The sequence below is a fragment of the Anabaena sp. CCY 9910 genome, from assembly GCF_963920875.1.
Taxonomy (GTDB): domain Bacteria; phylum Cyanobacteriota; class Cyanobacteriia; order Cyanobacteriales; family Nostocaceae; genus Trichormus; species Trichormus variabilis.
The window spans coordinates 73,326-87,878 of the sequence record NZ_CAWUDJ010000020.1; the positions used below are offsets into that span (position 1 = coordinate 73,326).

General features: G+C 41.8%; 16 protein-coding genes. 6 read left to right on the top strand and 10 right to left on the bottom strand.

Features of this window, described 5'->3' with window-relative positions:
- Nucleotides 1–305: 305 nt before the first annotated feature.
- On the bottom strand, nucleotides 306–890 hold the full coding sequence (locus ACM5QX_RS16250; RefSeq protein WP_011318109.1) for a PAP/fibrillin family protein: 585 nt from the start codon (nucleotides 888–890) through the stop codon (nucleotides 306–308).
- Nucleotides 891–1,133: 243 nt separating this feature from the next.
- Here ACM5QX_RS16250 and ACM5QX_RS16255 point away from each other — a divergent pair, with 243 nt between their 5' ends.
- Together ACM5QX_RS16255 and mraY are read left to right on the top strand one after the other, a co-directional pair.
- Nucleotides 1,134–1,370, top strand: a complete 237-nt coding sequence (locus tag ACM5QX_RS16255; protein WP_010998455.1) for a DUF3134 domain-containing protein — start codon at nucleotides 1,134–1,136, stop codon at nucleotides 1,368–1,370.
- A 78-nt stretch (nucleotides 1,371–1,448) separates the two neighbouring features.
- Nucleotides 1,449–2,552, top strand: a complete 1,104-nt coding sequence (gene mraY / locus ACM5QX_RS16260) for a phospho-N-acetylmuramoyl-pentapeptide-transferase (protein ID WP_011318108.1) — start codon at nucleotides 1,449–1,451, stop codon at nucleotides 2,550–2,552.
- A gap of 100 nt (nucleotides 2,553–2,652) precedes the next feature.
- Here the strand turns inward: mraY and ACM5QX_RS16265 are convergent, their stop codons facing one another.
- On the bottom strand, nucleotides 2,653–4,026 hold the full coding sequence (locus ACM5QX_RS16265) for an LLM class flavin-dependent oxidoreductase (RefSeq protein ID WP_414754444.1): 1,374 nt from the start codon (nucleotides 4,024–4,026) through the stop codon (nucleotides 2,653–2,655).
- Between the two features lie 253 nt (nucleotides 4,027–4,279).
- Between ACM5QX_RS16265 and ACM5QX_RS16270 the strand changes: the two genes are divergently transcribed.
- A complete protein-coding gene (locus ACM5QX_RS16270) occupies nucleotides 4,280–4,714 on the top strand; it encodes a COG3650 family protein (protein ID WP_414754445.1) in 435 nt (144 codons plus the stop codon).
- 562 nt (nucleotides 4,715–5,276) lie between these two features.
- Here the strand turns inward: ACM5QX_RS16270 and ACM5QX_RS16275 are convergent.
- Nucleotides 5,277–5,519: a DUF6761 family protein gene (locus tag ACM5QX_RS16275; protein WP_010998451.1), complete on the bottom strand. Its 243-nt coding sequence runs from the start codon at nucleotides 5,517–5,519 to the stop codon at nucleotides 5,277–5,279.
- 537 nt (nucleotides 5,520–6,056) lie between these two features.
- Between ACM5QX_RS16275 and ACM5QX_RS16280 the strand changes: the two genes are divergently transcribed.
- Entirely contained in the window at nucleotides 6,057–6,827 is a 771-nt protein-coding gene (locus tag ACM5QX_RS16280) for a response regulator transcription factor (protein WP_010998450.1), read from the top strand.
- 80 nt (nucleotides 6,828–6,907) lie between these two features.
- On the opposite strand, the gene ACM5QX_RS16285 is transcribed toward ACM5QX_RS16280, so the two are convergent.
- The 4 genes from ACM5QX_RS16285 to ACM5QX_RS16300 form a co-directional block, all read right to left on the bottom strand.
- Nucleotides 6,908–7,663, bottom strand: a complete 756-nt coding sequence (locus ACM5QX_RS16285; RefSeq protein WP_414754447.1) for an ATP-binding cassette domain-containing protein — start codon at nucleotides 7,661–7,663, stop codon at nucleotides 6,908–6,910.
- A gap of 77 nt (nucleotides 7,664–7,740) precedes the next feature.
- The gene (locus ACM5QX_RS16290) at nucleotides 7,741–8,295 is read right to left on the bottom strand and encodes a hypothetical protein (RefSeq protein WP_414754448.1); all 555 of its coding nucleotides are present in this window, start codon (nucleotides 8,293–8,295) and stop codon (nucleotides 7,741–7,743) included.
- A gap of 83 nt (nucleotides 8,296–8,378) precedes the next feature.
- Entirely contained in the window at nucleotides 8,379–8,840 is a 462-nt protein-coding gene (locus ACM5QX_RS16295; RefSeq protein WP_414754449.1) for a DUF4079 domain-containing protein, read from the bottom strand.
- Nucleotides 8,841–9,023: 183 nt separating this feature from the next.
- Nucleotides 9,024–9,398 carry a DUF1830 domain-containing protein gene (locus tag ACM5QX_RS16300; RefSeq protein WP_041456039.1) on the bottom strand — a complete coding sequence of 125 codons (375 nt, stop codon included), beginning with the start codon at nucleotides 9,396–9,398 and terminating at the stop codon, nucleotides 9,024–9,026.
- 519 nt (nucleotides 9,399–9,917) lie between these two features.
- On the opposite strand from ACM5QX_RS16300, the gene ACM5QX_RS16305 reads away from it, so the two are divergent.
- Entirely contained in the window at nucleotides 9,918–11,507 is a 1,590-nt protein-coding gene (locus ACM5QX_RS16305) for a photosystem II high light acclimation radical SAM protein (protein ID WP_414754450.1), read from the top strand.
- A 301-nt stretch (nucleotides 11,508–11,808) separates the two neighbouring features.
- Nucleotides 11,809–12,210 carry a DUF2809 domain-containing protein gene (locus tag ACM5QX_RS16310; protein WP_414754451.1) on the top strand — a complete coding sequence of 134 codons (402 nt, stop codon included), beginning with the start codon at nucleotides 11,809–11,811 and terminating at the stop codon, nucleotides 12,208–12,210.
- A 139-nt stretch (nucleotides 12,211–12,349) separates the two neighbouring features.
- Here the strand turns inward: ACM5QX_RS16310 and ACM5QX_RS16315 are convergent, their stop codons facing one another.
- The 3 genes from ACM5QX_RS16315 to ACM5QX_RS16325 form a co-directional block, all read right to left on the bottom strand.
- A complete protein-coding gene (locus tag ACM5QX_RS16315; protein WP_414754452.1) occupies nucleotides 12,350–12,724 on the bottom strand; it encodes a hypothetical protein in 375 nt (124 codons plus the stop codon).
- Nucleotides 12,721–13,053 (bottom strand): DUF5674 family protein, encoded by a 333-nt coding sequence (locus ACM5QX_RS16320; protein ID WP_414754453.1) that lies wholly within the window; start codon nucleotides 13,051–13,053, stop codon nucleotides 12,721–12,723. The genes ACM5QX_RS16315 and ACM5QX_RS16320 overlap by 4 nt, the downstream gene beginning before the upstream one ends.
- 200 nt (nucleotides 13,054–13,253) lie before the next feature.
- Nucleotides 13,254–14,477 carry a PrsW family intramembrane metalloprotease gene (locus tag ACM5QX_RS16325; RefSeq protein WP_414754454.1) on the bottom strand — a complete coding sequence of 408 codons (1,224 nt, stop codon included), beginning with the start codon at nucleotides 14,475–14,477 and terminating at the stop codon, nucleotides 13,254–13,256.
- Nucleotides 14,478–14,553 lie beyond the last annotated feature (76 nt).

Sequence of the window (14,553 nt, forward strand, 5' to 3'; positions counted from 1 at the left end):
TATCTTCCCTTTTAGTTATCAATTGCCAATATATAGGGCTATTTGATTTCACTCTACATCTTGAATGCCATCACTAGAGGCTTTGTTAAGTTATTTGTCTGATTGGTTATTTGTCGGCTGTCAGTTATCAGTTGCTCATAGTCAACAGTCATAGGTTTTTCTCGATTCTTTGCCTCTAGTGTCAATCTCCTCCTTTAGTCACTGTTTCCTTGCCAATCTCAGCCTTAAGACGGGGGTCAGACCCTCCTTGACAAAGGTTAAATGATCGCGTAACTTCGTTCGCAAACACATTTTTAAGAAAAAACTTATGTTTTACTTAAAACAAACACGCTACCCTCGTTACCCCTGCCAATGCGTAAGTTGTGATCTATGTAGGTGATATCTAACCATCCCTGCTGTGTATCACTTTTTATAAGTATGTCTAGGGCAGTGAACTTTTTACCAGCTTCAATTCGTTGGATAAAGTCTTCTGGGGAAGTGTACCCGATTAATCGTTGTAAACCAACGATGGAACGTTGGAATTTCACTTGAACACGCCGTTCTGAAACTGGCTCAAATTTGGCAGCTACGCTAACTAATCCTTCGAGATAAGGTAAGCCATAAATCTCTGCTATGTTGTAAACGCTGGTAGTTTCTACCCGAATACACTGATAAATTTGTCCAAGTTTATATACAGGTACGCGATCTAAGTTTAAAAGAGCTTTACTGGTGGTGTATAGTAGTCGCCAATTGCCGTCTAGCAGATTGGCATTTTCCACTGGACGCGGTGTAGGATTGAGGTCTTCTAATGTAGCGATCGCTGCTAAGATAGCCCGTTTCTGCTGTTCACTAGCCAATAAACCGCGATTAGTCCCGGCGATCGCATCTAATAAAGCTGTTTTTTTCAACATCACATTCCTTTAACAAGCATCACTATTAAACTCACATTAAATCGATATTAATGTCCTATGTATGGAGGTGGAAAATAACTAAAAATCTATTCCCAATTAGTTTATCTTTATCAAATAAATTATTTCTGTCAGCTTGCGGATTTATCAATCCAATAGTTGAAGAAATAACTAAATTATCCCGTCTCAAGTGATAGACTGCTTAATGTCTAGTTACATAAGTCTTTTTGCTCATTAGATATCGATATGTTGAATTCTCCTTTACGTGAAGAACCTCGTAACCAGCGTGCGGCTGTCATCCCTCTAAAGCAAGAATCTTCCCTATTAGATTGGTTGCAAGCCAACGGTCGTCTGATTTCCCGCGACGTTCATGAACCAGATTTTTCCGATGAAGAAGAAGAAATATCAGAGTTCCTGGGTGGAGAAGACGGCATCGATTACCTTGATGATGATGATGACGATATCACCATAGACGAAGATTAGTCTTTTGAGACTGGGACTCTGTTATGTATAGTCCCTATAATTCATTTTTATTGAAGTGTGGAGTGAAGGGAAACTTTTGTGGACGCTAAATTATCGCCTAATCAAGGATTAAATATTTCTGGTATTGGTCTAGCTTCTTCCTTAGCCGCCGGGCTAGGCATAGCAGCTTTAACTTTGGATTGGATAGCAAACAGAAATCCCTGGCAAGGTACATCGCTTACCTTGCCCTTGTTGCTATGTACTATTGCTTCAGCTATTGCAGGTTACTTTGTCGTACCCCTACTGCAAGCACTGAAAACTGGGCAAATCATCCGTGAAGATGGTCCTCAAGCCCATTTGAAAAAAGCCGGCACACCCACAATGGGGGGGATATTTTTCATTCCTGTTGCCGTGGTAGGTGCTTGTGTACTGTCTAACTTTGCCACAGAAGTACTTGCTGTCTCGGCTCTCACCCTTAGCTATGGGCTAATTGGTTGGATTGACGATTGGCAAATTCTGCGCCGCAAGTCTAATAAGGGTATATCCCCCCGGATGAAATTGGCTTTGCAAATCTGTTTTGCAGCAGCCTTTTGTTTATGGTTAATGTTTAATCAACCCGCTAATATTACGAGTATTGCTTTACCCTGGGTAAGCTTTGCCCTACCTTTGGGATTTTTATTCTGGCCTTTGGCTGGCTTTGTCCTAGTGGCAGAGAGTAATGCAACTAATTTAACTGATGGTATTGATGGCTTGGCTGGAGGAACTGTAGCGATCGCCTTACTCGCATTAGGTGCTATAGTTGCCCCAACATCCCCCGCATTAATGGTTTTCTGTGCAGCTTTAAGTGGTAGTTGCTTAGGTTTCTTAGCTCACAACCGCAACCCAGCTAGGGTATTTATGGGTGACACAGGTTCCCTAGCACTGGGGGGTGCTTTAGCGGCTGTAGCTTTACTAACTAACAGTTTGGTAGCCTTGTTTATCCTCAGTGGTATCTTCTTCGTTGAAACCCTTTCTGTAATGGCACAGGTAAGCTACTACAAAGCCACTAAAGGCCCTGACGGCAAAGGCAAGCGCCTCTTGAAAATGGCTCCTCTGCACCACCATTTAGAACTATCAGGCTGGTCAGAATTACAGGTAGTTAGCTCATTTTACGTGATAGCTACCATCTTAGCTGTTATCTGTTTGGCGATCGCGCCATTCTGAATCTCCCACCCAATTAATTGCCAACAAAAAAAACAACCTTCTCTAAATGAAGAGGGTTGTTTTTTTATGAGTGGGGAGTGAAAATTTCTTCCTCTGCTCTTTAAAGCCCAACCCCCGCCAGTTCAGGAGAAACAGCTATTTTACTAAACTGGTTGACTGGACGAGGTAATCCTAGATTTTCACGTAAAGTATTACCTTCATATTCAGTGCGGAATAAACCCCGGCGTTGCAATTCTGGGATGACATATTCTACAAAATCATCTAATCCTTGTGGCAACCAAGGGGGCATAATATTAAATCCATCAGCCCCGTCATTTACAAACCAATCTTCCAATTGGTCGGCAATTTGTGTGGGTGTACCTAATATTTGACGATGACCACGGGCCCCTGCAATCCACAAATACAGTTGGCGGATGGTTAAATTTTCTCTTCTGGCAAGGTCAGTTAGCAGTTTCTGACGGCTCTTACCACCATTGGTTTCTGGTAAATCTGGCAGAGGCCCATCTAGAGGGTAGCCAGATAAATCAAATCCACCAATCATCCCTCCCAATAGATTTAAACCAACAACAGGATCAATTAACTCTTGAATCTGGTCGAATTTATCTCTGGCTTCTTGTTCAGTCTTACCAATCACTGGGAAGATTCCGGGCATAATCTTCAGATGCTCAGGAGAGCGTCCATATTGTGCCAATCTCCCTTTCACATCAGCATAGAAGGCCTGTGCTTCCTCTAGAGTCTGTTGGGCAGTGAAAATTACCTCTGCCGTTTGGGCTGCCAGATTTTTACCATCTTCTGATGAGCCAGCTTGAATAATCACCGGATACCCTTGGATGGGACGAGCGACATTCAACGGCCCACGTACTGAAAAATGTTCCCCTTTGTGGTTAGGAATGTGCAGCTTATCAGCATCAAAATAAATTCCTGATTCTTTATCTCTAAGGAATGCGTCATCCTCCCAGCTATCCCAGAGTTTGGTGACAACATCAACAAACTCACGCGCCCGTTCATAGCGCTGGGTATGTTCCATGTGCTTTTCGCGGTTGAAGTTCAGCGCTTCGGCTTCTGTCGCAGATGTCACAAGGTTCCAGCCTGCACGCCCACCACTGAGATAGTCGAGGGATGCAAACTTACGGGCTAGGTGAAAAGGTTCGTTATACGTCGTTGATACTGTCGCTGTCAAACCAATGCGTTCGGTGACGACAGATAAAGCCGACAGTAGGGTAAGAGGTTCAAAATGTACGAGTTTGCCATTACGGCTCAAAACATCGGCTCCTTGACCTCTGTCGCGTACAGCTACACCATCAGCTAGGAATATCATGTCAAATTTGCCACGTTCCGCCGTCTGGGCAATCCGGCGATAATGCTGAAAGTTCAAGCCCCCATCCGCCTGTGCATCAGGGTGTCGCCATGATGCTACATGATGTCCAGAGCTTGGCAAGAAAGCACCCAGTCTTAGTTGTTTCTTCTTACTCATTCTCTTGTATTATTCCTCGCCAATCGAACTGTTAGTATGTCTAACTATTTGAGATAGTGTTATTTTCCGGTATGTTGACCGATTTAGTCAAGTTTATGTATGAAATTGATTTAGGTATATTTACAAAACTATTACGGTAATAGGCGTATCCCGCCGCTCTCAAAATCCTCAATATTTAGACGGAAAACATATTATTAATGTTGTAGTTGAAAAAACAGGAAACTAGCTAACTACTAAATTTAATTAGCAAGCCATGAAAACACAAATTTTGTCTACATTCTTAGCTGGAATGACTACTATTTTAATGTTGAGTAATCCTAGTAGTGCAAACAGCAAAAAAGAATACGTTAATAAAAATTTCTTAGTTTCTCAAGCAAGCAATCGAGTTAGTGAAGAATTGCTTGTCAGTGGTACAGAACCATTTTGGGGTGTAACAATTAGCAGAAAAGGAATAATCTACTCTACCCCTGAATCCAGTCAAAATTTTCCTTATATTGCCCCTTCCACAGCATCAGGAAGACCAGCAGATTTAGTCAGAGTTTATCGTTTGCGAGGGCGCAACAGCACAAGTACCCTGGTAATCAGAAAAGGTTCTTGTAGTGATGGTATGTCTGATATCAAGTACCCTTACTCAGCAGTATATATTGCAGGTAATACGGTTTTGGAAGGTTGTGCTAGAGCTAAATAAATCAAGTAAATTTAAACTAGATTAGTTTTTAGAATCCCAAATCAGAGTTATGTTTTACTTAAGAGTAAACATTACTGGTACTTAGTGAAAAGTAACTTATCAAATAGTAAACTTGAATGTTTTTAAAATTCCCATGACTTCTGAAATTTGGTTTCTATATTCTGAATTTCGATAATCTTCTAGAAATTAGAAAAAGTAGGATTTACGCATAATACTCTTTCATAAAAGTTGGGTACGGGGCATAGGAATAGCCCAAAGATATTTTACCAAATGTATTGGAGCAGACATTCTGGAAAATTAGCCAATTCCCCATTTCCTACGCCCTATGCCCCTGTAATTTTGGATTTGCAATTCTCAATACTCAATTAAAAATCCAAAATTTCAACTCCTTGTGTCCCAAGTATCATGATAGGAAATCCCTCGATAACTGAGAGGCGGATATCCATGAGTAGAGTATTTCCCCAAATTACCGCCATTGTGGCTCTTGACCATTACAGATAATATGCTAAGATCGTCTGCGTGCGTTGAGCTACAGGCGCTATTATTGGCTCTTTGGTAAGGGTTAGTAATAATCTGGTTGTGGCTGTGTTTTCACAAAGTTTGACACATCGTACAAGTAGCGACTAGCTTCCTCCTCTAAACGATGAATCAGATAAGGCTCAATGACGTTACTGTGTCGCAGTGCGGCTAGATACCCGTCCAAATACATCCGCATTTCATCCGTGCGATAACCGCGATTCCACAAATCGACGAAGGCGTCGGTAATTCGTTGGTAATAGCGGATGGTTTGTGTGTCTTGGAGCATAACTGCTGATTTATGTCTTTGGAATGAGAATTGTAAATGATTCAGGCTGAAATGTGAAGGGTAATTTCTGCTTCAATTTCAGATGCAATTCCTTTTTGTCACTTTTGATAGTTACTCCAGCAGCTACAATACAGTTAGATTTTATTCCAGAAAACTTGCAATCACGTTAAGTCGTTAGGCTATTTTTATACTTTTTAGGTGCAGGGAACAGTTTGAGCAGAAGAAAAATGTGCTAATTAACTAAATTACAAGCAAATTTAGCCAAAAATTAACGCTGTGTATTCTTTTGCTGATGACCTTGAGGTACATTGTTAGGTTCTAAATGTCAGTCATTTAGCTAAAAGAACTTTTAATAACTATAACAAAAATTTAATAATATTATCAACTGCGCTCTGGACAAGGCATAAACTCAACATTTTGCCAACATAAGCTATAAAAAAACGTAAAGGTAATTGTGGCTAGAGTAACAAAGACTACAAAACCTTGGGCATGGGCTTGTTACTTTGAAATTCATCGACGCTAAGGGGTCTTGCCGCCGTGGGTTCGGTTTGTATTGAAATCGTTGAGGGGAATCCCCATCTGAGGTCGTTGCTGGGTTGGCACTTGCAACAGTTGGAGTACCGTGTGCATCAAGCCGCCAGCATATATCAAGCAAGGGAAGCCTTTTTGAGCCATCAGCCAACTCTGGTCATTCTGGATGCTGATTTGCCAGATGGTGACGGTATTGAATTTTGCCGTTGGTTGCATCGTCAGCAACAGCCGCTAATTCTCATGTTATCTGCTCGGACTAATGAGGCTGATATTGTTGCCGGGTTGAAAGCGGGAGCTGATGATTACTTGAGCAAACCATTTGGGATGCAGGAGTTTTTGGCTAGGGTAGAGGCATTAATCCGCCGCAAGCGTACACCTACTGCTCCTGCTTATTTGGATTATGGTACTTTGCAAATCGATTTAGTCCAGCGCCGTGTACGATTCCAAGGGGAGTTTATCGACCTGACTCCACAGGAATTTAGTTTGTTGTACGTTTTGGCGCAAGCTGGTGGAGTACCTTTGAGCCGATCAGAGTTGCTACGTCGTGCGTGGCCTGACGCTATCGACAATCCGCGTACCATTGACACTCATGTTCTATCGTTACGTAAAAAAGTAGAACTTGATCCCCGCCAACCTAGCCTCATTCAGACTATCCGCAATGTTGGATACAGATTTAACATGGAAATTTTGAATGCTAATCCTCCACAAACACAAGCAAAGTTAACAAAAGAAAGATTTAGCAACCAACGCTCAACACTAAGTGGGCAGAGGGTGTAGAGGAGGTAGGGAAGTAGAGGAGTAGGGGAAGCAAAGAAGAATAACTAATGACCATTGACTAATGACTATTGATTATTAACTTAGTTCCATTCTTCATCGGCTTGGTTTTCGGCGTGCATCAACCTCTTTTGTAAGTCAGTCCAGTCGATGTTAGAAGCTGTTTGATCTACCAATAAGCGTCCTTGCTGTAAATACAAAAGCCGATTACAAAACATCTGAGTGAAGTCTAGCTGGCTGTTTACCATCACAATTGTTGTGTGATGAGTTTGAGTTAGCTGGGTTAAGACTGGGATGAGATGGGAGGCTATGCCAATATCTAGATGAGAGGTTGGCTCGTCTAAGAGGAGGATTTTCGGTTGAATGACTAAAGCACGAGCGATCGCTACGAGCTGTCTCTGTCCAATCGAAAGTTGTACCTCAGTACGTCCTAACCAATCACTAGGGATTTGCAGCTGTTCTGCCCAATGACTGACTCGCTGTTGAATGGTCTCTTTGGGCAAACTGCGCAAAATTAAAGGGTAAGCTAAGGCTTGCTGGACTGTCATCCCCAGCAACTTTGGCTCTTGTAATACCAGGGTCACTATCTGGCGTAACTGGATAACAGGAATTTGCTGATATTCTTGATTTTCTAAAAAAATTTTGCCGCTATTGGGTTCACTAAGTCGGTTAATGAGACGTAGTAGAGAAGTTTTACCAGCACCGGAGGAACCAATAATTGCTAGGCGATCGCCAGGGTTAACTTCAAAAGAGATATCCTGCAATATTGGGTAGCCCTGGAGTTTGGTTTTTAGCTTGGCAAACAGATTAACTTGTTCTAGCCGTAATTGGGCTGTCATTGGGAATTTAAGGGTGTAGGGTGTGGGGGTGTAGGGGAGGAGTTTTTGATCTAGTCCCTAATCCCCAGATCCTAATGTTAGATGGCTATAGCTGTGGCGATCGCCCAAGCATCGATTAAAAGTAGTAATACTGTAAATCCTAATAAAATCAAATACATCCACGGTTGCGCTAAAGGGCGAACATCTGTGGTATCTATACCTGTTTTACTTTGGACAATGTTCACCAAACGGGCAAATCCGGCTACGCGCATGGGTAGTAAATAAGCTTTTCCATCTTGACTGAGAAAATAATAAACCAGCCCTCCTTGACCCGTGGAACGGGGTTTAATTTGTTTTACTTCTTTCCAAGGTAAAGACCAACCTTTACGGAAAAATTGGGGAACCCAAACTGGATATGTTACCTGTATTCCTTGGTCATCTACAACTACTCGTTCAGTCAACACCGCATACAAGCCAACAAAACCAATGCTAATTCCCACCCATAACAAAGTTGGTGGTGTAGGTGCGTTTGTCGCCTCTGCTAAGAAAGGTAAGGGGACTGTGAGAGCTATGTATAGACTGAGTAAGGTAATCCGAATTAAGGGAGATAGGCGGAAAACAGTAGTTGAATTATCGACTAAATTTGCTGTCACGGCTCAATTAGGCTTATGGGCTTTTAAATTTAGTCTAACCGGGATAGTGAAAGTAGGGAGTGGTAGCTGGTGACTGAATATGTTCATGGTAGATACTTTTGTACTACACTCCAACCAGTGAGTGATACCCAAGCGAAACCTACAGATAAAATGGTGTTTAAAGTGATGTGTAACGGCCTAGCCCAGGTCTTCCCGAACCTAATCTGTGTCGCACTAAAGGCGGATAGTAAAACTAGTCCCACGACAATTAATCCAGCCCACAAGTGCGACGAGTGACCTAAAGAGCCAAAGTGTCCCAAAGTGCCGATAATTCCGATCGCCAGCAGTAACAACACTAAACTGACCATGCTGACACCCATAATCAAGTGCAGCGTTACCCATTGTGAACGACCCCCAGCAAACACCATAAAACTGGGAACTGTGAGCGAATTTCTCATTCGCCACATCCAAAAGCCTGTGGTTGCTAGCATTACATAAGCCAATAGCGATAATCCCATCGACCACGCGGCTATTTTCCACAGCCAAATAAATGAAGGTAGGTGCATAAATATTTATTGTAGATGGGAGTGGGACTTTTAAGGGGCAGGGGGCAAGGGAGCAGGGGAAGCAGGGGAAGCAGGGGAAGCAGGGGAGTAGAGTAAAACTACTGACAACTGACAACTGACAACTGATCAAACAAAAAAGCTGCTGAATTCAGCAGCTTTTAATATTTGACTAAAATTATTTTCTTATTCAACGGATGCTAGACCAGCAACTGTTAAAGGTTTTGTATTATTTGTCTGCACTACGGATTTTGTACTAATAGGGTCTGTCCCTACAGAATCTGTATTAAATTCATTGCTGCTAGGTTCGCTCATAATCAGGCGATCGCACGGAATGGTATCAGACAAAATTGCACTTGCCATCATACCTGTATGAATCTCCATTTGCCCTTCGATGGGAGCTTCAAACACGAGGCGTTGTCCAGGAAAAACCACCCTTTCAAAGTACCAGTTGGGAACATTGGTGATGCGAGCGACCTGGATTTTGCTCGTGGCATTAACGTAGCAGCAGAGAACTTTTCCTGATTGCTCAGGTGGTAGAGGATCTAATATTTGAGCCATAACTGCTGAGGAGCTTGTCGCCACAATTTTACATTACACCTGCAAAGTTAACACTGGCTGATCCCAATATGTTGTAACTCCGACTACCAACTGAAATTTTCTACGCTATTTATATCTAAAGATATGTTCAAGTTATGGAATTTATATAAAAGAAATTATTGCCCATAAAATTATACAGTAATAAATATTTTTTCTCAATTTCTGCCTGATTAAATTCATAATCAATGCCATTGACTCACCGTTATTCCAGTTCTGCAATGAAGCCTCTAACAGAAAATTTTCGGTTTCAACCTTCTTATGGCTTAACTATAGGGATCATCGCTTAAGGAATGAACTCAGTGTTATGGTAAAGATATATGAAATTTTTCTTCATAAAGCCAATCTATATTATTTCCATGCCAGGAAAATCTGCTTATCAAGAATCTGCTTAAATGTCAAGCAGGCTTTTAATATACACGTCAGACTAAAACAAACTTGGCGCATTGACTATTTTTTCAACTCTCCTCAACAGACGGCAAGATGGAAGTTAAAACACCGATGATGGAAAATCGAATTCTCTATGTTCGCCTTCCTTGTAACCCCATCTTTCCTATTGGGGTTGTTTACTTGAGCGATCATGTCCACAAAATGTTTCCCAACATCGAACAACGGATTTTTGATTTGGGAACAGTTCCGCCTTTAGATTACGCCTCTGCCTTGGATCGTTGTATCGACGAATTCCAACCCACCCTATTGGTATTTTCTTGGCGGGATATTCAAATTTATGCCCCAGTCGGTGGACGTGGTGGCAACCCTTTGCAAAACGCCTTTGAATTTTACTACGCTAAAAATCCCCTAATTAAACTGCGTGGGGCTTTAGGCGGTTTACGCATCTTCATTGCCTACTATGTAGAGTTGTGGCGTAACCTGGGATTAATTAAACGCGGCTTAAAGCGTGCTGCCAAATATCACCCTGATGCCCGTGCAGTTGTAGGTGGTGGTGCTGTTAGCGTATTTTACGAACAACTGGGTAAAAGCCTACCCAATGGCACAATTATTTCTGTGGGTGAAGGCGAAACTTTACTCGAAAAGTTCTTAAGTGGTAAAGAGTTTCGGGATGAACGCTGTTATGTAGTGGGAGAAGCGAAACCACGCCAGCGTTTAATTCATGAACAACCCACCCCATTGCAAAAAAGTGCCTGTAACTACGACTATATTGAAGCTATCTGGCCGGAGTTTAACTATTACCTGCAAGAACAAGACTTTTACATCGGTGTCCAAACCAAGCGCGGTTGTCCACACAACTGTTGTTACTGTGTGTACACCGTAGTGGAAGGTAAACAGGTACGTATTAACCCAGCTGATGAAGTCGTGGCAGAAATACGGCAATTGTATAATCGCGGCATTCGCAACTTCTGGTTTACCGATGCCCAATTCATTCCTGCACGAAAATTCATTGATGATGCTGTAGAACTGTTACAGAAAATTATTGATTCTGGCATGACAGATATCCACTGGGCAGCATACATCAGAGCCGACAACCTGACACCAGAATTGTGTGAGTTGATGGCAAAAACTGGGATGAACTATTTTGAAATTGGGATTACCAGTGGTTCTCAAGAACTCGTACGAAAAATGCGGATGGGTTATAACTTGCGGACTGTGTTGCAAAACTGCCGTGACTTAAAAGCTGCTGGTTTTAATGATATGGTTTCTGTCAATTACTCGTTTAATGTGATTGACGAACGTCCTGAAACCATCCGTCAAACCATCGCCTACCACCGCGAATTGGAAAAAATCTTTGGTGCGGATAAAGTCGAACCAGCTATTTTCTTTATTGGCTTGCAACCCCATACCCATTTAGAAGAATATGCTTTTAAAGAAGGTGTCCTCAAACCAGGGTACAATCCCATGAGTTTGATGCCTTGGACAGCCAAAAAACTCTTGTGGAACCCGGAACCTCTTGGTTCATTCTTTGGCGAAGTCTGCTTGCAAGCTTGGCGACAAAACCCCAATGATTTCGGACGCGAAGTGATGAAAATCCTTGAGGAAAGATTAGGGTGTGCGGATTTGGAAGCAGCACTTTCAGCACCAATTGAGACAAAGGATAAACAGTTAGTGGGGGTTTGATATAGGACTAGTATTTGATTTTTGAAATATTAAGTAGGGTGGGCATTGCCCACTACAATCATCATATGGTGGGCAATGCCCACCCTACAGATACTTAGATCATTTCCATAATCAAATTGGATTCCTATAGAAGTATTCAGGAATCAACCCTTTCCCTGCGGGAAGGAGTATGGGGAATTCAAATTAAAGACAATCGGGGGGACTTGACCCCACTATCGGTTATGGACAGCTTGTAGTGTCACGGTTAAAATCAATGAATCTCTTCCTTGGAAGTGAAATAATTGATGGAAAACCTTAAATAATGCCGCTATTTACGAACATTCGCTGGCGAACCATTGTTTCCCTGGCTATTGTTCTTCCTGCTGGACTTTTATACAGCCACTATCGCAATTCTGTTTGGTGGTTGAATCAAGAGGTAGGAGGAATTTTTTATGAGATATTTTGGTGTTTGTTTGCTTTTCTATTTATGCCCACTCGTCGGGCAGTTTGGCAAATTCCTTTATGGGTATTGGTAATTACTTGCCTGTTGGAAATTATGCAATTATGGAACCCACCGTTTCTAAATTGGGTACGTTCATTTTGGTGGGGAAGAATGTTACTTGGTACTGCCTTCACTTGGGCAGATTTTCCCTATTATTTTATTGGTAGTGGCTTAGGATGGTTGTGGCTACGGCTGATAGTCCGAGATGCGAAGCTAAAATAGTATCTTTGTTTTAGTTATTTGATTTAAGCGATAATTAGACTATTTTCTTGGACAGAAGTGTTGAATGTTAAGAAAAAGCTGATAAAGTCCGAATCCACAATGTATGATGGATACTTTGTGAAATAGAGCGTCAACAGCATTAAGCACTGAGTGATTCAGGTTGTATATCGGCTATTTCTAAAACCCGACTAAGCCAACCTTGTGTTTGCCTTGCCGCCGATTGCCTTTGTTCGGTATCAGACCAGATTTCATTCCAGTGGAATAGCCAACGAGTTAACAGACGACCTAAATCAACTAATTCTCCTGCTCGGTCGATGTCGTCGGCTTTTACCATATCCGGTACAGTCCACTCAAGAAAGTATCTGCTTTCCTTAATTAAACTGAGTATTAATTCCTGAGATGATGCCGCCACCCAAAGAGAATGAATTTGGGACAAGTGATTTGCTAAATGATGCAGACGGGTGGAGACATCATCTTGCATAAAAATTTGTTGCTCTGGTGTCACTTCGATCATATATTTCTCAGGAACTCGACAATAATTTGAGCCACTCTTTCTCTAATAATAGGATTTATTAGCTCCATTGACCGATTCTGACGGGGACGCAGATTTACCATTGATTCAAAGTTCAATTTTCCAGTTAATGGCATAAAGCTTGCTGCCCAAATATTTTCTTGGCGGCTACCATTATCCAGTAAAGCCTGTTCGCAATCGTAATGCAAATTTCCGCCCCCAGCTAATACTCGACGCTCAATATCCACTGCGGTTTTAATGTAAAATTTGTGTTCTAATAACATTTGCTCAATCTGTGCGGGTGTAGCGCGTTCGCGCAACAGTAGAATCAATTTTATATCCTCACTAAATCCTTAGTTTAGATATACTTTATTTAATGTTTTTGGGTGAAGTTACTGAACTTGTTGTACGTGTTTGAGCAAAGCGATCGCTAACTCCAAAATATTACTACTATCCCAAGAGGGAATTTGGTCAAGTACATCTTGGATGACAGTTTCAGGCGGCTCATGGGGGAGTGAGCCAACACGTAGAATTAGTTTTCAGAGTTATCTGACGGTAATGTCAATCTCTCCAATTCTGCCTGCTGCATTTCTGTTACCATTTGTTGGCTGCGACGCAAATAAGCGACGAACAACAAAATTGTAAAGCTGATGATAACAAGACCAAGGATGCCATCGCTAAATGTGTTGTATGAACCGTGTAATACAGCAGCCAAGGCTACGCCAATGAACATAATTGGTAGCTGTCGAGAACGGTTAATTGCTGCCAGTCCCAAAAAATAACCAACTATTCCAGCTAAGATGGCATGGAACAGGGGTAAGGAGACAAAGCGGATGGTGTTTACCAAGATGTAAGTACCAAAGCCTGATTGTCCTCTGACTAAGTTAAAGGCGTAGAGTAAAGAGTAGGAACCACCTTCAGCGATCGCAAATCCTAATCCTGACATAGACCCATAAAATGCCCCTGTCAATGGTTCATTGAGTTTTCTAGGACGCAGCAAGAATAGATATACTGGCAAGGCTTTGCAAATTTCCTCTAAGACTCCTACACCGAAAATAAACCCAATCAACTGAGGGATTAGTCCTAAGTTCGACTCTGTAGCAGCGTAAAGTAACTGAAATAGGGGAAATTGTTGAATTAGCAGCAGTAAAGGTATGCCCACAATGGCAGTAAACACAATACATTTCAGTGTTTCCCGCCAAGAAAACCAAGCAGGTTTGATTAAATTGTATAAAACTACTCCCCAAATACTGGCGTAATAAATACCGAGTAACCAAGCAGTCTGTTCCAAATTACTGGAGTTAGCAATTAAACCAATGCCTAGAGGGAATAGTCCGAAAAATAACAGAAGTTTGACCGTATTATTACTATATAGTTCGGCACTAAAGACATCTTGGTAAGGAACTACAGAAGCAAATTTAAATGTCCGTAGTGCTGCTAAAAATGTTGCAGTTTCAGACTGTTGTCTGATCAGTGAAAAAGCTTCTTCCCAATCTGGAAAAGATTGATCAGTCCTCAAACCATAAATTCGCACATTAGTAATTAATGCAGGTTGCCACGTAGATAATTCCTGACGAATAAAAGCTACAGATGATGCTTTATCTGGAACCTGTTCAGACTCCAACATCAACTGTAAACAACTATTTTTGATACTAGCTTTGACAGTGATGCCTTGCGGTTGAAAATATAAGCTCATCAATGAGGCGATCGCATTCATATCGCCTTGTTTGGCAAATTGCAAATAATCATTAGTCAAAAGTTATTCTCCTTTACTCCTTTCACGGGTTTGCTAGATCCCCGACTTTTTCCAGAGGTCGGGGATCTGACAACTG